We start from the raw sequence: 17,968 nt of genomic DNA, 5'->3' as shown, positions 1-17,968 counted from the left end.
ACCTGACATAGGTCAGGTAGATGAGTGATGATCCCACCCCCCGCATCCGTCGGTTCAGCCGCGCCGTCACCACGGCGCTTGGCGCGCTGGACCACAGCTTTCTGGGCCTTGGCCGTCCGCTTGGGACAGCGCGGGTCTTGAACGCGATTGGCCATGGCCATGGTGAGGTCGCGCAATTGCGGGATTATCTGGGCCTCGATTCAGGCCAGTTAAGCCGAACCCTGCGCGGCTTGGAAGACGAAGGATTGTTGACCACAGAAGCCGGGGAGACCGACGGAAGACGCCGCAAGGCCCGCCTGACCGACGCGGGCAAAACCGAATTCCAGGCCTATGAGCAATTGTCGAACACCCATGCCTTGGCGCTGCTGGACGGCCACGGCACCCCCGACCGGGTTCTTGAGGCGATGGAGATCGTTGCCAATGCGCTGAACCGGGATCGCATCGACATCCTGCCAACCGACCCCGGCGACAAGGATGCGTTGTCCTGCCTGCAACGCTATTTCGCGGAACTCGCGGCGCGCTTTGAACAGGGCTATGATCAACATCTGAGCCGCGACCCGGAGGCTGGCGATCTGAGCCCGCCGCGCGGCATCTTTTTGTTGGCCACGTCGGATGGCGCGCCCTTGGGCTGCGTGGCCCTGAAGGGCACCGAAAAGGGCTATGGCGAGGTCAAGCGACTTTGGGTAGCCCCTGCGGCACGGGGTCTGGGCCTGGCACGTCGACTGATGACGGCTGTCGAGGACGCGGCACGCGATCTTGGATACGATAAATTGCGGCTCGATACCAACTCGGCGCTTCCAGAGGCGGTTGCGCTGTATCAGCGGACCGGCTGGACAGCGATTGAACGCTTTAACGACGACCCCTATCCCGATTATTTCTTTGAAAAAATCCTGACCTGAGATCTGTGCGGTCGATCAGGGTTTCGATTTTGACTGTGCCTTGGCCTTTTCCTTGGCAACGACTTTTTCGGCGAGGTCGCGCGCGATGGAAAAGCTGCCCTTGATCCGGTCCGCCTCGGACTTCCAATCCCGCATGACGACGATCTTGTTATCGCTTACCTTGGCCGATCCGTTCTGATCCCTGATGAAGGAAACCAGACCTTCGGGCGAGGCGAACTTGTCGTTGTGGAAGCGGATCGTCGCCCCCTTGGGCCCTCCGTCCAACTTGGCGATTCCGGCGCGTTTGCACATCGCCTTGATACGAACTATCAGGAGCAAGGTATTGACCTCTTTCGGCAATTTACCAAAGCGGTCGATCAGTTCCGCGGCAAATCCTTCCAGTTCGACCTTCTTCGAAAGACCTGACAGGCGTCGGTAGAGACCAAGCCGCAGGTCCAAGTCCGGCACATAGTCTTCGGGGATCAGCACCGGCACACCAAGGTTGATCTGCGGCGCCCATTGGTCGTCACTTTCGGTCAGGCCTTCCAACTCGCCCGAGCGGATCTTGGCAATCGCCTCTTCCAGCATCGATTGGTACAGCTCATAGCCCACATCGCGCATGTTGCCGGACTGCTCCTCGCCCAGCAAGTTCCCTGCACCTCGGATATCAAGGTCTTGGGATGCAAGTGTAAATCCGGCCCCGAGCGTGTCGAGAGAACTGAGAACCCGCAGCCGTTTCTGCGCCGCATCGGTCAGGACCGCCCGCGGCTTCGTGGTCAGGAAAGCATAGGCACGGGTCTTGGCACGACCGACGCGCCCCCGGATCTGATATAGCTGCGCAAGGCCGAACATGTCGGCGCGGTGGATCACCATCGTATTGGCGCGCGGAATGTCCAGGCCGCTTTCCACGATGGTCGTGGCCAGCAGCACATCGTATTTCGCATCGTAAAAGGCGTTCATTCGGCTGTCGAGTTCCCCGGCCGCCATCTGCCCATGCGCGGTGACGTAAGTGACCTCGGGCACATGATTTTTGAGGAAATCCTCGATCTCCGCTAGATCGCTGACACGGGGCACCACGAAGAAGCTTTGACCGCCGCGATAATGCTCACGCAGCAGGGCTTCGCGGATCGTCACGGCGTCGAATTCACTGACGTAGGTGCGCACAGCCAGCCGGTCGACGGGGGGCGTGCCGATGATGGACAGGTCGCGGACGCCCGACAGGCTTAGCTGAAGGGTCCGCGGGATCGGCGTAGCGGTCAGGGTCAGCACATGGACGTCCGTGCGCATCTGCTTCAGCCGCTCCTTGTGAGAAACGCCAAAGCGCTGTTCTTCGTCGATGATCAGCAAGCCGAGGTTCTTGAAGCGAATGTTCTTGGCCAGCAGCGCATGGGTACCGACGGCGATATCAACCGTGCCATCAGTGATCCCGGCGCGGGTCCGCGCGGCATCCGCAGAATTAACAAAGCGCGACAAGGGGCTGACCTGAATAGGAAAACCCCTAAATCTCTCGGCAAACCCCTGAGCGTGCTGCCGCGCCAAAAGCGTGGTCGGCGCGATCACCGCAACCTGCACCCCGGACATGGCCGCCACGAAAGCCGCCCGCAAGGCCACCTCGGTCTTGCCGAACCCAACATCGCCACAGATCAGCCGATCCATCGGGTGGCCGGAACCGAGATCGGTCAGCACGTCCTCGATGGCGTGCAGTTGATCGTCGGTCTCTTCATAGGGGAAACGCGCCTGGAAGGCATCCCATTCCCCGTCCGGCGCATCCAGCATCGGCGCGCGACGCAGGGCACGCTCGGCGGCGACGCGGATCAACCGGTCGGCCATCTCGCGGATGCGTTCCTTCAGCCGGGCCTTCTTGGCCTGCCAGGCACCGCCGCCGAGTTTGTCGAGCATGCCTTCGTCATGGCCATATCTCGACAGCAGTTCGATATTCTCGACCGGGATGTAAAGCCTTGCATTTTCTGCATATTCCAGAAGCAGGCATTCATGTGCAGCCCCTGCGGCGGTGATGACCTCCATCCCGTGAAATCTGCCGATTCCGTGATCGACATGGACCACCAGATCACCGGCGCTCAGGCTTTGCGCTTCGGTCAGGAAATTCTCGGCACGTTTCCTGCGCCGTGCCGAACGGATCAGCCGGTCGCCCAGCACATCCTGTTCGGAAATCACCGTCAGGGGGCGATCTTGCCAGCGCCCGGTGAACCCGCCTTCAAGGGGCCAGACCGCGAGGTGGAGCCCGGTCTTGCCGATCCCACCTGCATCGCGCAGGGAGACGGCACCGGTCAGCCCTTCGTCCTCGATCAAGCCATCCAGACGGTCCCGCGCGCCTTCGGAATAGGAGGCAATGACCACCGGGCCATCTTGAAGCTTTACCTTGATATGATCCGACAATGACTTGAAAAGATTTACATTTTCAAGCTGACGTTCAGGTGAAAAATTGCGCCCGGGTCGGCCTCCGGCATCCAGGACACCGGGTCCGGGGCTTTGCGCCATGGGCGACAATTGCAAAACCCGGCGGCCATCAACCTGAGCCTCCCAGCCAGCATCGTCGAGGTAAAGCAGCGCCGGTGGCACGGGTTTATAGACCGTGTCCATCCGCCCCTTCTGGCCAAGCGCGATCCGGCGGGTTTCGTATTGATCCGCGATCGTGTCCCACCGGGCCAGTCGTGCCGGGGTGACCTGATCATCCAGCGTGATCGTGGCGCGCGGCAAGTAATCGAACAGGGTTTCCAGCCGATCGTGAAAGAAAGGCAGCCAATGTTCAACGCCCTGATGCTTGCGTCCGGCGCTTACCGCTTCGTAAAGCGGATCATCGGTGCCTGCCGCGCCGAATTCGATCCGGTAGTTCTGCCGGAAACGGGTGATCGAGGGCTCGTCCAGAATAACCTCGGAGACCGGCGACAATTCGACCCCGTCGCGCTTGTCGGTGGTACGCTGCGTGGCCGGGTCAAAGCCGCGCACCCCATCAAGCACATCGCCAAACAGGTCGAGCCGCACCGGGCCGCCTTCGCCGGGCGGAAAGATGTCGATGATCCCGCCGCGCAGCGCATAGTCGCCCGGTTCGGTGACAGAGGTGTTCTGCACAAACCCCATGCGGACCAGAAAGTTACGCAGCGCGGCTTCGTCGATACGATCACCGACGCGGGCGGTGAATGCGGCCTGTTGCAACACCGTGCGGGCGGGGATCTTTTGCGTGGCCGCGCTGAGCGTCGTCAGCAGGATGAACTGCGACGGCATCCCATGGGTCAGCCCCGCCAGCGCCGCCATGCGGGCCGCGGAAATATCGGCATTGGGCGACACGCGGTCATAGGGAAGGCAATCCCAGGCCGGAAAGATCACCACCGGCATCTGCGGCGCGAAAAAGCGCAGCGCATCGGCCATGGCCGCCATCCGCTTGTCATCGCGCGCCACGTGCAGCACGGGATCGCCGGATTTGGCCACCTCGGCCAAGATCAGCGCCGCGTCATAGCCTTCGGGCGCGCCGCCCAGCAGAAAATGTGTCATATCAGCCATCTAGTGCCCCATCACCCCGAGAGAGGCGTTTACATACATGCCCCAGGTTGTCGTGATCAGCACCGCAATCAGGCCGATCGCCTGCACGGCGGTGCGCAGGCGGCGCAGACGCAGGTAGATTGTTTCGGCCTCCGGCTGCTCATGTGCCAGTTTGCGCGCGGTGCGCAGGCTGAGAAGCAGGACCGGAACCAGCGGCAGCAACAACAGGAAGACAGCCTGCGCAAATTCCACCCAATAAACAAAGCCCAAAAGCGCCAGCATCGTCAGGAAGAAACTGATCATGCCGACCGAAAGCACGCCCGCGGTCTCCCCCATGCGCAGCAGCGCCTTCACGCGCAGGCCAAGCAGATCGCGCAGATCGTCCTCGGCCTCGCCCCCGTCGCGCTGTGCGGTCAGCACCAGCCCATAGGGCACACCCAGAACCCAATGGCTGACCACGATCCAGAGCCCCCCGAGCACCATCCAGAACCAGAGGTTGGAAAAGCTGCGCAGATCGAGCAGTTCGAGTATCGAGTCCCACGGGTACAAGGCCGCGCAATCCTTCCGCAATTTGCCGGGTTTGCCGGCGCTTTCCCGCGATATAGCGCCGCTGCGGGCAAAAGCCTACCCCCGGCCCGAAACGGGTAACGGGGTTGCGACCCACGGCAAGGGCCTTGAGCTTTTTCCGACTTCCTGCCACCTCTCTGGCCACGCCTTTCGAAAGGACCTGCCATGCTTCCGACCCAAGCCGCCTTCCCCGCGACCCGCCTGCGCCGCACCCGCTCATCCGCCGCGATCCGTGATCTGGTGCAGGAAAACCGTCTGTCGGTGAAGGACATGATCTGGCCGGTCTTCGTGACCGAAGGCAGCGGCGTCGAAGATCCCGTACCCTCGATGCCCGGCGTCGTGCGCCGGTCCGTCGACAAGGTGGCAGAAGCCGCGTCCGAGGCCTATGACCTTGGGATCCCCGCGATCTGCCTCTTTCCCTATACCCCGATGGACAAGCGCAGCAGCGACTGCGCAGAGGCCTGGAACCCCGAGAACCTGTCGAACCGCGCCACCCGCGCCATCAAGGCCGCGGTGCCCGATATGCTGGTGATGACGGATATCGCGCTCGATCCCTATTCGGACACCGGCCAGGACGGCTTTGTCGTCGATGGCAAGGTGGTGAACGACCCCACGGTCGAGGCGCTTGTGAAGCAGGCCCTGTCCCAGGCCGAGGCCGGCGCGGATATCATCGGCCCCTCGGACATGATGGACAATCGTATCGGAGCGATCCGCAAGGCCTTGGAAGCGCAGGATCATCATAACGTCATGCTGCTTAGCTATTCGGCAAAGTATGCCTCTGCCTTCTATGGGCCCTTCCGGGATGCGGTCGGTGCCGCCGGCGCGTTGAAGGGTGACAAGAAGACCTATCAGATGAACCCCGCCAATGGCGACGAAGCCCTGCGCCTGGTGGCGCGCGATCTGGCCGAGGGCGCAGACATGGTGATGGTGAAGCCGGGCATGCCCTACCTCGACATCTGCCGTCGGGTGAAGGACCGGTTCGGCGTGCCAACCTTCGCCTACCAGGTCTCGGGCGAATACGCGATGTTGCAGGCGGCGGCGCAGAACGGCTGGCTTGATGGGGACGCGGTGATGCTGGAAAGCCTGATGGCCTTCAAGCGCGCGGGCTGCGACGGTGTCCTGACCTATTTCGCCCCGGCCTTTGCGCGCCTTGCCGGACCCGACTGAGCTTTTCGGCACGTTTCCGCCGCGATGGGGCAAAACCCGGGTTCGGGTCCAAAAGCGGTGACAGTCCCGGCGCAAAGGGCTAAAAAGAGCGCGGAACGACAATCCAGCCGGAGACCCGGTAAAAACGACCCAGAAGGGTCATCGAGGCAGCAGTAGACCGCATACGCGGCCGAAAGAACCGGCGGCGCAGACGGGCAAAGGGACAGGCGACAGACATGACAGATATGACACGACGGACCATGGTCCTGACCGGCATCGTGGCGCTTCCGGCGCTGGCAGCTTGCAGCCAGGGCATCGGCAGTTCGGCCCCCGCCGAAATCGACGCAAGGGTCGATGCGACCGTTGCACAGCTTTATTCGGAATTCCCCCAGACGCGGGAGTTGGCCAACAAGGCCTCCGGCATGCTGGTCATGCCGCTGATGACCGAAGCCGGCTTTACCGTCGGCGGCGGCTATGGCCGTGGTGCGCTTCGGGTTGGCGGGGTGACGGTGGATTACTATTCCGCGACCCTGGCCAATTTCGGCCTTCAGATCGGCGCGCAGCAATATACCCATGTGCTGTTCTTCATGACCCCCGAGGCGTTGTCCGATTTCCGGCGTTCAGACGGCTGGGCCGCCGGGGGCGACGTGGAATACGCCTTTTCAAGCGAAGGCGACACGCTGCGGGCGGAAACCACGACATCGCTGTCGCCGGTCATCGCCATTGTCTTCAATCAGGCTGGTTTGCGGGTCGGAGCCACGATGGAAGGCACCAAGTACACCCGCATCCTGCCCTGAGGCCGCACGACTGCCGGGGCGTTCCGCCCGCCCCGGTTTGCCCGCCGACCCAAGTCTAGTGGTACCGAAGCTCTCCGACCACGCTACGCCATTCGCCACTGGACAGCATCTTGCGATGCGCAAAGCGGACCGAATGCAGCGCGCCTTCGATCTCTGCCTGCCAATATTCGATGAAGCGAAACAGGCGCGGATGATCCGGCGCGATGTCGTAGTCCTGCCAGACGAAGGTGTTCAGGACGTGGGTATGATCGGGCATGCGGTAACAGAATTCCGCCGTGGTCAGTCCATAGCCCTTCAGCATCAGTTCGGTTTCGGTCGGTGCCATTCGGTTTCCCTTTCCTTGCCCGCCCTTTAAAAGCATGCAGAAGGGAAATTGATTTTCAATGAAAACAATATGTTGGCAGTCTCATGCGGGGGCTGCCAAATGGCAGAGGCCCCTGCCATTGCACCCCAGATAAGCGCGGTGTTATACTGTCTTCAACAAGATATAGATATAGACCTCCGAACAGGCAGACCAAGTGACCGATACACCGGAACCCCCTGAGAACGAAGATAAAAACCCGCTCGCTCCAAGCAGCGGCCCGACGATTTCGATCGCCGAGGAAATGAAGTCTTCCTACCTCGATTACGCCATGTCCGTGATCGTGTCCCGCGCGATCCCGGATCTGCGCGACGGGTTGAAACCTGTGCATCGACGCATCCTTTTCGCGATGAACGAGGTCGGCAACAGCCACGACAAGCCCTATCGGAAATCCTCGCGTCCCGTGGCCGACACGATGGGCAAGTACCACCCACATGGTGATTCCGCGATCTATGACGCCCTTGTGCGGATGGCGCAGAACTTCTCGATGTCGCTGCCGCTGCTCGATGGTCAGGGCAACTTCGGCTCCATGGACGGGGACAAGGCCGCGGCCTTCCGGTATACCGAGGTGCGGATGGCCAAGGTGGCCCAGTACCTTCTGGACGACATCGACAAGGATACGGTCGATTTCCAGGACAACTACGACGGCAAGGACCGCGAACCGTCGGTCCTGCCTGCGAAATTCCCGAACATGCTGGTCAATGGCGCGGGCGGTATCGCCGTCGGCATGGCAACCAACATCCCGCCCCACAACCTGGGCGAGGTCTGCGACGCGACCCTGGCGCTGATCGAGAACCCCGACATGTCGATCGAGGAACTGATCCAGTACGTGCCCGGTCCCGACTTCCCCACCGGCGGCATCCTTCTGGGCCGCTCCGGCGCGCGCAAGGCCTACCTCGAGGGCCGCGGCTCCTGCATCATCCGTTCCAAGACCCACGTCGAGGAACTGCGCAAGGACCGCTACGCCATCGTCATCGACGAGATCCCCTACCAGGTGAACAAGTCGGTGATGATCGAGAAGATCGCCGAACTGGTCCGTGAAAAGCGGGTCGAGGGCATCGCCCACGTACAGGATGAAAGCGACCGCAACGGCGTGCGCGTCGTGGTCGAGCTGAAGCGCGATGCGACGCCCGAGGTGGTGCTGAACCAGCTGTTCCGCTTCACCCCGATGCAAACCTACTTCGGCTGCAACATGCTGGCGCTGAACGGTGGCCGCCCCGAGACCCTGACGCTTTACGGTTTCCTGTCGGCCTTCATCGACTTCCGCGAAGACGCCGTCGCCCGCCGCACGGCCTTCCTGCTGCGCAAGGCGCGCGAACGCAGCCATATCCTGTGCGGCCTGGCCGTGGCCGTCGCCAATGTCGACGAGATCGTCGCGACGATCCGGTCCTCTGCCGATGCCGCCGAGGCGCGCGAAAAGCTGATGACCCGTCGCTGGCCCGCCGGTGCCATCGCCGAATACATCCAGCTGATCGACGATCCGACGCACAAGATGAACGACGACGGCACCTATAACCTGTCCGAAACCCAGGCCCGTGCCATCCTGGAACTGCGTCTGCAGCGCCTGACCCAGATCGGCGTCAAGGAAGTCACCGACGAACTGCAGGAACTGGCCGCCAAGATCCGCGAATACCTCGAGATCCTCGGATCCCGCGACCGGATCATGGAAATCATCAGCAACGAGCTGCGCGAGGTGAAGGACAACTTCGCCGTGCCGCGCCGGACCGAGATCGTCGACTGGGCCGGCGACATGGAAGACGAGGACCTGATCGAGCGCGAGGACATGGTCGTCACGGTCACCGCCGGCGGCTATATCAAGCGCACGCGGCTGGCCGATTTCCGCAGCCAGAAACGCGGCGGCAAGGGCCTGTCGGGTGGTTCGATGAAGGAAGACGACGCGGTCACTTCTCTGTTCGTCGCCAATACCCATACGCAGCTGCTGTTCTTCACCACCGACGGCATGGTCTACAAGCTCAAGACCTGGCGTCTGCCACTGGGTGGGCGGACCTCGAAAGGCAAGGCGATCGTCAATATCCTGCCGATCCCGACCGGCGTCTCCATCGCGGCCATCATGCCCGTCGACCGCCCCGAGGAAGAATGGGCCGACCTGCAGATCGTCTTTGCCACCACGGCGGGCGACGTGCGCCGCAACGCGCTGTCGGATTTCACCAACGTGATGCGCAACGGCAAGATCGCCATGGATCTGCCCGAGGGCGTGGAAATGGTGAATGCCCGGATCGCGTCGGAAGATGACGACGTGATGCTGGTGACGGATTCGGGGCGCGCGATCCGCTTCCCGACGACAGACGTGCGCGTCTTCAAGGGCCGTAAATCGACCGGTGTCCGCGGCATCCGGCTGAACGGCGATGACCAGGTCGTGTCGATGTCGATCATCCGGCATTTCGAGGCCGAGGCCTCGGAACGTGCCGCCTATCTCAAGATGCGCCGTGCGATGGCGGGTCTGGCCGATGATGCCGAGGTCGAGGATGACGAAGCCGTATCCGAAGCCACCGATTTCACCCAGGAACGCTATGCCGAGATGTCGGCGGCGGAAAACCTGATCCTGACGATCACAGCCGGCGGGTCAGGCAAGCTGTCCTCCAGCCATGACTACCCGGTGCGCGGACGTGGCGGCATGGGCGTGACGGCCATGGACAAGGCGATGCGGGGCGGCACGATCATCGCCTCCTTCCCGGTCGAGATGGACGACCAGATCATGCTGGCCACCTCGCGAGGTCAGTCGATCCGGGTGCCGGTCGAAGGGATCTCCTTCCGTTCGCGGTCGGCCGGGGGCGTCAAGGTGTTCAACACTGGCACCGGGGAACAGGTTGTTTCCGTCGCGCGGATCGTCGAACAGGGTGATGAAGACGAGCCAGGAGAGCCTGACGAGGTCGCCTGAGGCGGGCCGCCGGGGCAGATCCGGCAGGCTCCAAGCAAGGACCAAGACACGTGAAGAACTGGGATGACCTGCGTTATCTTGTGGCAGTCCACAAGACCGGATCAATGAGCGCGGCAGCACGGCTGCTTGAAACAAACCCGGCAACGGTGTCGCGCCGACTTGCGCGACTGTCGGAAACGCTTGGCTTTGACCTGTTCCTGAAGACGCCGCAGGGCTGGACGGCGAATTCCGCCATCGACGACCTGATCGACAGCATCACCGGCTTCGAGAACGAGATAGAAAGCTATCTGAACGCGCGCGAAACCCGTGTCGATTCCCTGATCGGCAAAATCAACATCGGGTGCCCTCCCTCGATCGCCGCCTATGTGCTGTTTCCGGGGCTGAAGGATTTCCTGGCCTGTAACCCCGGCCTCGAGATCACGTTTACCGGTCAGTTCTATCAAGAAGCCCTTGGGGACAATGATCTTTTCGTCTCGACCCTGCGCCCGCAACAGGGCCGTCTGATCGTCCGTTTCGTCGGAAAGTATGCGACGAACGTCTATGCCTATCCAGACAGCCCGCGCGACGGTCATTGGGTGGGACTGCATGCGCGCCACGACCGATTCCCCCCCGCCCAACATGCCCGTGCAGTTCTGGGCGGGCGCGATCCGATCATCCGCGTCGAAACCATGTACGAGGTGGTCAATACCGTGCAGGCAACTCGCCTGCCCGGTCTGGTGCCCAGCATTGCGGCCACATCGGACCCAGAGCTTCAGCCCTATGATCCCGACAGCCCTCCCTTCCTGACGCCGCTCTACCTGTGTTTCCACGAGACGCGGCGCAAGGATCCGCTGTTGCAACTCGTGGCCGACTGGATCGCGGATCGTTTCACCACCTTTACCGAAGCGAATTCCGACCGGGGCTGAGGCCGCGCCAGTCGGACTGTCGCCATACTTGTGCCCGGCGCTTCGGCTCTTCGCGCTGCGGGAAAAGGCCCATTGAAATGAGCCATTTTGCCACAAATCCAGAACTTTAAGCGCGTCCTCGCTGTTGAGTTAACAAATGTCTGGCGAAAATCCGCCGAACTGAGATACCAAGGGGATGTCTACATCAGCAATACCCCGGCTGGGCATGCCCCATTTCGGGCGTGCCAATTCTGGATCCCCGAATGATCAAATCCCTGTTTATAAATACTTTTTCTCGTGTCGCCCTGGCCCTTACCGCAGTGCTCGCTTTCAGCCCTCTTCCGTCCCTGGCAGAGCCGGTGGCCAATGCGGTCCTGAAACTTGAGATAAGTCATGACTTCGACACCGGGATCAACACCAAGCAGTTTGAATCGGCCTTCGCGGGTCACGTCTGGAACGATTTCGGTCTGCAGTTCGACCTTGGTGTCGGCAAGCACGAGGATTTCGAGTCCACCTCGGCCGCGGGCACCTTGCATGCCTATGTCGAACCCGCGGGCGACCTGGCCTATGGTCTTTTCCTGACCTCCGAAGACCGGCGACCGGGAAATTCCTACTTCTACGGCGCTGAGATGGCCTTTGCGACGCCCGGCCTCAATCTGGAAGGGTTCGTGGCAATGCGGGACGACATCAGCGCCTCGTCCACGGGCTTTCGTATCGGCGGCGATCTGACCGTACCCTTGTCATCCGTCCTGCAAATGCAGGCCGGGGGAACCTATGACAGCGGCGCGCCGCTTGAGCGCAGCTATGCCTACATCGGCACCCGGATCGAGGTGGCAGATGGCATCGCAATCAGCGGTTCCATCGGTCAGACGGATCAGAACGAAACGATCTTTGGCGTAGCGGCCAGCATCACCTTCGGACGCGGCGTGCCCTTCGGGCGGCGCGAGACCTTTGCCCGCTATCCCGGCTACTAGATCTTCGTTTGACTGGAAAGCGCCGGCCCCGCAACAGATGCGGGGCGGGATATCACAGGTCGTAGAGATCCGAGAACTTCGTTTCGATGTAGTCCAGCAGCGGACCCGCGTTCGGCGCCTGACCACAGGCCAGGGTGATGGTTTCGCGCGGCTCGTAAAGCCCACCGTGGCGCTGCACCTTTTCGCCCAGCCAGGCGGTCGCGGGGACGGTATTGCCCTCGGCCAGGGCGGCGTCGAGGTCGGGCACGTCGCGGCGCAGCGCTTCGGCCAGACAGCCGGCATAGACGTTGCCTAACGAATAGGTCGCGAAATAGCCGAACAGCCCGATGGACCAATGCACGTCCTGCAGACAACCAAGCGACGGCTTTGGCACCTCATAGCCGAAGTCGGCACGGAAACGGTCGTTCCAGGCGCCCTCCAGATCAGCCACCGGCAGATCGCCCGAGATCAGCGCCCGTTCCAGATCGAAACGCAGCATGATGTGCAGATTGTATTGCAGTTCGTCCGCTTCGGTGCGGATGAAATCCTTCTGGACGCGGTTCACGGCGGCATAGAAGGCCTCTGCATCCGGCAGGCCAAGGTCGCCGAAGACCTCCTGCATCCGGGCAGAAAGCCAGCCGGTAAAGGCCCTTGAACGGCCAAGCTGGTTCTCGTAGATCCGGCTCTGGCTTTCGTGCACCCCCATCGAGACACCCTGCCCCAGCGGCGTCAGCGCAAAGCCCGCGTCGATGTTCTGTTCGTAGCAGGCATGGCCGACCTCATGGATCGTCGAATAGAAACAGTTGAACGGATCGGTCGGGCTGGTCCGGGTGGTGATGCGCACATCACTGCCCGAGCCGCTGGAAAACGGGTGCACGGCCTTGTCGATGCGTCCCCGGCTCAGGTCATAGCCGAAGGTCAGCGCCAGCTTGCTGGCCAGCGCCAGTTGCTCGGCCTCACCAAAGGTGCCCGCCAGCCCTTTCGGCGTCGGTTTTTCCAGAACCTTGCCGCGCAGGTCCACCAGCCGGGGCCGCATTTCGCCAAACATTGCCTCCAGTTGCGCCGCGCTGGCGCCAGGTTCGTAGTCCTGCAACAGCGCGTCATAGGTCGACCCGCCATCTGCCAGCGCCTGACCTTCCTGCTGACGCAGGGCCACGACACGGGCCAGAACCGGCGCGAAGGCGGCGAAATCGTCGCGCTCCCGTGCCTCGGCCCAGGCGCCCTGACTGACCGAGGTGACGCGGGCCAATTCGGCGGCCAGATCGCCCGGCACCTTGCAGGACCGGTCATAGCTGCGGCGAATATGACGCAGCTTGGCGGCATCCACCTGCGACAGGGTTTCACCGTCACAGGCCGCCAGCCAGTCCCCGATCCGCGGATCGGTGCGGCGCGCATGCAGGACGGATTCAATGGCCGCCATTTCATCGCCCCGCTGTGCGGCGGCACCGCGCGGCATCATGGTTTCCTGATCCCAGCCAAGCCGCCCGGCGATCTGGCCAAGCGCCTCGGTTTCGGTCTGGAAGGCGAGAAGGTCTTGCAAAGCGGTCATGTGTCAGCCCCTGACGCTGGTGACAGTTGGATAGGCGGCGGCGAAACGGGCCCGCAGGATCAGCACCCAAAGCAGCACGGCCACCAGCTGATGCGTGATGGCGACATGCCAGAAGGCCGCGGTCAACACGGTAAAGATCCCCAGGACAACCTGACAGATCAGCACCAGCCAGGCGACGGTAAAGGCCCGTCGGGTCGTGACATTGGCCGACTTGCGCCCCCGAAGGAAGGCAACGGTGCCGAAGGCGAACAGCAGATAACCGGTCATGCGGTGGATGAATTGCACAAGGCCCGGATTTTCCAGAAAATTACGCCAGACCGGCGTGATGTCGAAGGCATAGGGCGGCAGGAACTGCCCCCCCATGGTGGGCCAATCGGTAAAGCTGCGCCCCGCGTCAATCCCGGCGACAAGCGCGCCGATCAGGATCTGCAGAAAGGCAAAGTGCATCCAGCCGGTGGCCAGGCCGAATTGCTTGCGCTCGCGCGACCGGCGCGCCTGCAACAGGTCGCGTTCGTTGCGCCCCAGCAGAAAGGTGTACCAGGCAATATAGCCGAGGATCACGAAGGCAAGCCCGAGGTGTACCGCCAGCCTGTAGGAGGCAACGTCCAGCATCCCGGCCCCAAGTCCCGAAGACACCATCCACCACCCGATGGCCCCCTGTGCCCCGCCAAGAACTCCGATGCCGAACAGGCGTCCCTTCCAGCCGGGCGGGATCTTACCGGCGACGAGGAACCCGAAGAAGCCAAGCGCCCAGACCAGCCCGATGGCGCGGCCAAGGTTGCGATGGCTCCATTCCCACCAGTAGATCTGCTTGAAATCGCCAAGCGCCATCCAGGCGTTCTGTTCGGTGAATTCCGGGATCTGCTGATAGGCGTCGAACTCCGCCTGCCAGTCGGCGGCGTTCATCGGTGGCAAGGCGCCCTCGATCGGTTTCCATTCGGTGATCGACAGGCCGGAATCCGTCAGCCGGGTCAGACCGCCGACGGTGATCATGGCCACGACCATGACGAACAGCAGGATCAGCCAGATCCGCACCGCGCCGCGCGCGCCCCGACGACTGCCGTCGATCACGCCTGTGCGGATCTCGGGTTTCTGCGTGGCATCGACCTCTTCGAAGATGCTGCGTTTCTGGCTCATGTCCGGTCTCCTGATAGCAGGCGGACACTAGGCCCCGCCGCTGTCAGGGGCAAGTCAGTCGCCGCGTTCTTTCCACCGGACCATCTGACGCAGGACGCCATGCAGCATCTGCACGTCCGAGCGGGTCAGGGGCATCCGGGACCAGAGGTTGCGCAGGTTCAGCTTCATCCCCGGCGCCTTGATCTCGGGAAAGAAGAAGCCCGCGGTATCCAGCCGTTCCTCGTAGTGATCGGCCAGCTTCTCGATCTCGATCTGGCTGGCCCAGTCGGAGCCGGCCAGTTCGACGCGCTCTGGCGCGACGTCGACCGTTTGGCGGCGCCATTCATAGGCGGTCAGCAACACGCATTGCGCCAGGTTGAGCGAGGCGAACTCCGGGTTCACCGGCACGTTGATGATGGCATTGGCCCGCGCGATGTCGTCGTTTTCAAGGCCTGCGCGTTCGGGGCCGAACAGCACGGCCACCTTTTCCCCGGCGGCGATCTTTTCGCGCGCGATCTCCATCGCGCGTTCCGGGGTGACCACCGGCTTGGTCAGCCCGCGCGACCGGGCGGTGGTGGCAAAGACATAGGTGCAATCGCCTAGGGCGGCACGGGTATCCTCGTACAGCCCCGCCTCATCCAACAGCCGCCCTGCGCCCGAGGCCATCGCAACGGCCTTGGGGTTCGGCCAGCCGTCGCGCGGCGCGACGATGCGCATCCGGTCCAGACCGAAATTCCACATGGCACGGGCTGCGCCACCGATGTTTTCACCCATCTGGGGGCGGATCAGGACGAAGGCGGGTTGCGACGCGGGCTGCGACATGGGGACCTCATTTTGCATGAGGCTCCCTTAGCCAAGCGCGGCGCAATAGTCGAGGGGCGGGCGCAGCCGCCTGCCCCGGCCGCCCCTTGCGCGCCATGCCGCAATCCCTTTGCCACCGCGCCCGTTCCACGCTATAGCGGCCCAAATTCAAGAGGTTCCCGATGTCCCAGGACGAGCAGCCGCAGATCTACCTGATTTCTCCGCCCGAGTTTGACCTGATGGTCTTTCCCGACCGGCTGGCAGCCGTTCTGGACCAGCACGAGGTCGCCTGCGTGCGCCTGGCCCTGGCCACCCATGACGAAGACCGCCTGTGCCGGGCCGCCGATGCCCTGCGCGAGGTGACCCATGCCCGCGACGTGGCGCTGGTGATCGACCGGCATATCCTGCTGGCCGAACGTCTTGGCCTGGACGGGGTGCATCTGGAAGACGGCGCACGTTCGGTCCGCAAGGCACGCAAGGCGCTTGGCGCCGACGCGATCGTCGGGGCCTTCTGCGGCAATTCCAGCCACGAAGGCATGAGCGCCGGCGAAGCGGGCTGCGATTACATCAGCTTTGGTCCGGTCACCGAAACCGCCCTGGCCGATGGCGGCATCGCCGAGGACGAATTGTTTGAATGGTGGTCCCAGATGATCGAGCTTCCGGTGGTCGCCGAAGGTGGTCTGGACGCTGAAACCGTGACCCGACTTGCCCCGCTCACCGATTTCTTCGGCATCGGAGAAGAGATCTGGTCGCAGGACGACGCCATCGCAGCCTTTACCGCACTGACGGCTGCACTTCGCTGACGCCTAGTCACTGCGCTGCCAGTCCCAGGGCATCCCGCCGCGCACGGCCTGTTCGCAGGCCAGCGCCAGGGATTTGCGGTCGTTGAAATCGGCAACCTTCAGCGGGTCGTGATAGATCACCTCGACACTGCCCTGGCGGCGCGCACCGAAGACCTTGACCAGGTTGCCGGCGAAACTCATGTCGCCCCACCAGCCGTAGAACAACCGATCCTGCCCGGCCGGGGCGCGGTAGATTACCGTGACCGGCTGGATATGCAGAAGGTCCCGCAGGTCCTGCGTCAGGAACGAGGCAAAGAGCGTCGATTTGAACGCCAACACCCGGCGCCCGTCGGTCGAGGTACCCTCGGGAAAGAACAGCAGCCTCTGCCCGGCCTTGAAACGGGCCGTCAGCACGCCTTGCTGGACCCGCGCCTCGCGCCGGTGGCGGCGGATGAAGATCGTGCCGCAGATCCGCGCCAGCGGGCCGACTCCGGGCCAGGCGGCGACCTCGGATTTCGCAACGAAAATCAGGCGGACCGGCGCGGCAAGGCTGAAAATATCAAGCCAGGTGGAATGGTTGGCGACAAAGGCCCCCGGTCCGGTCATCGGGCGGCCCGTGACCCGCAGCGGGATTCGCGCCACCCATAGCGCATAGCGGCCGAACAGCTGCTGCACGCGGCCCGAAACCGGCCGGCGCAGCCCGCAAAGCGGCTTTTCAAAGAGGCGGATCACCAGGATCAGCGCCAACCCCGGCAGGATGAAGATCACCAGCAACAGCGCGCGGAATGCAAACCGGACCCAGTGGCCGGGGCCGAGCCGTGGTTCGGGCGGGGTCTGTTCGGAATGCCAGGTATCGCTCATACGACCGCTCACCCTCCGCGCGTGTAAAGCCGGCTTTGCTTTTCGTTCAGTCGGGAGAGGTCGAGGACAAGGCAGATGTCGATCGTATTGAAAGCATGGTCGACAAAGGCCCCCTCGCCCACGAAACCGCCCAGCTTGAGGTAGCCCTTGATCAGGGCCGGCACCGCCCGCATGGCCGCGACCCGGTCGATTTGATCCTCGGCAATCAGGTCCATCGGCTGAAAGGCTGCCGGTTGGGCCCGGGTGCGGATGTCCTCGGGTGCGAGGTGGCGGGCGTGCAGCAGCGACAGCGGCCCGGCCAGCGCGTCGATATCCGTACCATGGAACGAGGCCACGCCGAACAGCACCTCGATCCCGCGTTCTTCGATATAGGCCGACAGCGCCTGCCACATGACCACCATCGCCTCGCCACCGCGATAATCGGCATGCAGGCAGGACCGTCCCAGTTCCAGCAACCGCCGGCCTGAGGATTTCAGCACGCTCAGATCATATTCATCTTCGCTGTAATACTGTCCGAGGGCCGCCGCCCGGCTGTCCGGCAGCAGGCGATAGACGCCCACAACCCGGTCCCGCAGGGCGCCGGGCCGGGCATTGTCGAGCAGCAGCAGATGGTCGAAATGCGGATCGAAACGATCCCGCTCAAGCCCGGCGGCGTGATCGACCATCTCGCCGGTGCCGCCCAATTCACGGATGAAAACTTCATAGCGCAGATGCTGCGCCGCCTGCAGGTCTTCTTCGGTCTTGGCGATGCGTGTTTCGAACTTCGGCATTGGCAGGGTCATCGCAAGAATTTCGGTCCTGTCGGGACGACAAACATCGCAAACCGGGGGGCCCGGGTCATGTTGGCCAAATCTGGGGGCCTTGTAAGAGAGGCCC

Annotated in this window: 15 protein-coding genes; 7 read left to right on the top strand and 8 right to left on the bottom strand. The window is 62.9% G+C overall.

Annotated features, from left to right (window positions below; translation table 11 throughout):
- Nucleotides 1–20: 20 nt before the first annotated feature.
- Nucleotides 21–899: a bifunctional helix-turn-helix transcriptional regulator/GNAT family N-acetyltransferase gene (locus PSAL_RS04260; RefSeq protein WP_119840033.1), complete on the top strand. Its 879-nt coding sequence runs from the start codon at nt 21–23 to the stop codon at nt 897–899.
- Nucleotides 900–914: 15 nt separating this feature from the next.
- On the opposite strand, the gene mfd is transcribed toward PSAL_RS04260, so the two are convergent.
- On the bottom strand, nt 915–4,397 hold the full coding sequence (gene mfd, locus PSAL_RS04255; protein ID WP_119840032.1) for a transcription-repair coupling factor: 3,483 nt from the start codon (nt 4,395–4,397) through the stop codon (nt 915–917).
- Nucleotides 4,398–4,925: a component of SufBCD complex gene (locus PSAL_RS04250; RefSeq protein WP_231388610.1), complete on the bottom strand. Its 528-nt coding sequence runs from the start codon at nt 4,923–4,925 to the stop codon at nt 4,398–4,400.
- A gap of 183 nt (nt 4,926–5,108) precedes the next feature.
- On the opposite strand from PSAL_RS04250, the gene hemB reads away from it, so the two are divergent.
- Both hemB and PSAL_RS04240 read left to right on the top strand, forming a co-directional pair.
- Nucleotides 5,109–6,110 (top strand): porphobilinogen synthase, encoded by a 1,002-nt coding sequence (gene hemB, locus PSAL_RS04245; protein ID WP_119840031.1) that lies wholly within the window; start codon nt 5,109–5,111, stop codon nt 6,108–6,110.
- 215 nt (nt 6,111–6,325) lie between these two features.
- Nucleotides 6,326–6,886 carry a lipid-binding SYLF domain-containing protein gene (locus tag PSAL_RS04240; protein WP_196222830.1) on the top strand — a complete coding sequence of 187 codons (561 nt, stop codon included), beginning with the start codon at nt 6,326–6,328 and terminating at the stop codon, nt 6,884–6,886.
- A gap of 55 nt (nt 6,887–6,941) precedes the next feature.
- On the opposite strand, the gene PSAL_RS04235 is transcribed toward PSAL_RS04240, so the two are convergent.
- Nucleotides 6,942–7,211, bottom strand: a complete 270-nt coding sequence (locus tag PSAL_RS04235) for an usg protein (RefSeq protein ID WP_119840030.1) — start codon at nt 7,209–7,211, stop codon at nt 6,942–6,944.
- A 193-nt stretch (nt 7,212–7,404) separates the two neighbouring features.
- On the opposite strand from PSAL_RS04235, the gene gyrA reads away from it, so the two are divergent.
- The 3 genes from gyrA to PSAL_RS04220 all read left to right on the top strand — a co-directional run bounded on the left by gyrA (nt 7,405) and on the right by PSAL_RS04220 (nt 12,004).
- Nucleotides 7,405–10,146 (top strand): DNA gyrase subunit A, encoded by a 2,742-nt coding sequence (gene gyrA / locus PSAL_RS04230; protein ID WP_119840029.1) that lies wholly within the window; start codon nt 7,405–7,407, stop codon nt 10,144–10,146.
- Between the two features lie 50 nt (nt 10,147–10,196).
- Nucleotides 10,197–11,051 (top strand): LysR family transcriptional regulator, encoded by an 855-nt coding sequence (locus PSAL_RS04225; protein WP_119840028.1) that lies wholly within the window; start codon nt 10,197–10,199, stop codon nt 11,049–11,051.
- A 242-nt stretch (nt 11,052–11,293) separates the two neighbouring features.
- On the top strand, nt 11,294–12,004 hold the full coding sequence (locus PSAL_RS04220; RefSeq protein WP_147407645.1) for a hypothetical protein: 711 nt from the start codon (nt 11,294–11,296) through the stop codon (nt 12,002–12,004).
- Nucleotides 12,005–12,056: 52 nt separating this feature from the next.
- Here PSAL_RS04220 and PSAL_RS04215 read toward each other — a convergent pair whose 3' ends face one another.
- From PSAL_RS04215 to PSAL_RS04205, 3 genes are read right to left on the bottom strand one after another with little or no spacing between them, the layout of a single operon-like run.
- Nucleotides 12,057–13,532, bottom strand: a complete 1,476-nt coding sequence (locus tag PSAL_RS04215) for a carboxypeptidase M32 (RefSeq protein WP_119840026.1) — start codon at nt 13,530–13,532, stop codon at nt 12,057–12,059.
- Nucleotides 13,533–13,535: 3 nt separating this feature from the next.
- On the bottom strand, nt 13,536–14,669 hold the full coding sequence (gene ctaA, locus PSAL_RS04210) for a heme A synthase (RefSeq protein ID WP_119840025.1): 1,134 nt from the start codon (nt 14,667–14,669) through the stop codon (nt 13,536–13,538).
- A 54-nt stretch (nt 14,670–14,723) separates the two neighbouring features.
- Complete coding sequence (locus PSAL_RS04205; protein WP_231388609.1) at nt 14,724–15,488, bottom strand: RNA methyltransferase; 765 nt, start codon at nt 15,486–15,488, stop codon at nt 14,724–14,726.
- 143 nt (nt 15,489–15,631) lie between these two features.
- Between PSAL_RS04205 and PSAL_RS04200 the strand changes: the two genes are divergently transcribed.
- Nucleotides 15,632–16,252 carry a thiamine phosphate synthase gene (locus tag PSAL_RS04200; protein ID WP_119840023.1) on the top strand — a complete coding sequence of 207 codons (621 nt, stop codon included), beginning with the start codon at nt 15,632–15,634 and terminating at the stop codon, nt 16,250–16,252.
- 3 nt (nt 16,253–16,255) lie between these two features.
- On the opposite strand, the gene PSAL_RS04195 is transcribed toward PSAL_RS04200, so the two are convergent.
- Entirely contained in the window at nt 16,256–17,092 is an 837-nt protein-coding gene (locus PSAL_RS04195) for a lysophospholipid acyltransferase family protein (RefSeq protein ID WP_119840022.1), read from the bottom strand.
- 8 nt (nt 17,093–17,100) lie between these two features.
- Nucleotides 17,101–17,862: a GNAT family N-acetyltransferase gene (locus PSAL_RS04190; protein WP_231388608.1), complete on the bottom strand. Its 762-nt coding sequence runs from the start codon at nt 17,860–17,862 to the stop codon at nt 17,101–17,103.
- Between the last annotated feature and the right edge of the window lie 106 nt (nt 17,863–17,968).

This window comes from Pseudooceanicola algae, assembly GCF_003590145.2.
GTDB classification, from domain to species: Bacteria; Pseudomonadota; Alphaproteobacteria; order Rhodobacterales; family Rhodobacteraceae; genus Pseudooceanicola; species Pseudooceanicola algae.
This window is presented reverse-complemented; position numbering and strand designations above follow the sequence as displayed.

Bases quoted from the DNA above. Each gene is read 5' to 3' on its own strand.
- PSAL_RS04260 (WP_119840033.1), top strand. From the start codon at position 21: ATGAGTGATGATCCCACCCCCCGCATCCGTCGGTTCAGCCGCGCCGTC.
- mfd (WP_119840032.1), bottom strand. From the start codon at position 4,397: ATGGCTGATATGACACATTTTCTGCTGGGCGGCGCGCCCGAAGGCTAT.
- hemB (WP_119840031.1), top strand. From the start codon at position 5,109: ATGCTTCCGACCCAAGCCGCCTTCCCCGCGACCCGCCTGCGCCGCACC.
- PSAL_RS04240 (WP_196222830.1), top strand. From the start codon at position 6,326: ATGACAGATATGACACGACGGACCATGGTCCTGACCGGCATCGTGGCG.
- PSAL_RS04235 (WP_119840030.1), bottom strand. From the start codon at position 7,211: ATGGCACCGACCGAAACCGAACTGATGCTGAAGGGCTATGGACTGACC.
- PSAL_RS04220 (WP_147407645.1), top strand. From the start codon at position 11,294: ATGATCAAATCCCTGTTTATAAATACTTTTTCTCGTGTCGCCCTGGCC.
- PSAL_RS04215 (WP_119840026.1), bottom strand. From the start codon at position 13,532: ATGACCGCTTTGCAAGACCTTCTCGCCTTCCAGACCGAAACCGAGGCG.
- ctaA (WP_119840025.1), bottom strand. From the start codon at position 14,669: ATGAGCCAGAAACGCAGCATCTTCGAAGAGGTCGATGCCACGCAGAAA.
- PSAL_RS04205 (WP_231388609.1), bottom strand. From the start codon at position 15,488: ATGCAAAATGAGGTCCCCATGTCGCAGCCCGCGTCGCAACCCGCCTTC.
- PSAL_RS04200 (WP_119840023.1), top strand. From the start codon at position 15,632: ATGTCCCAGGACGAGCAGCCGCAGATCTACCTGATTTCTCCGCCCGAG.
- PSAL_RS04195 (WP_119840022.1), bottom strand. From the start codon at position 17,092: ATGAGCGATACCTGGCATTCCGAACAGACCCCGCCCGAACCACGGCTC.
- PSAL_RS04190 (WP_231388608.1), bottom strand. From the start codon at position 17,862: ATGCCGAAGTTCGAAACACGCATCGCCAAGACCGAAGAAGACCTGCAG.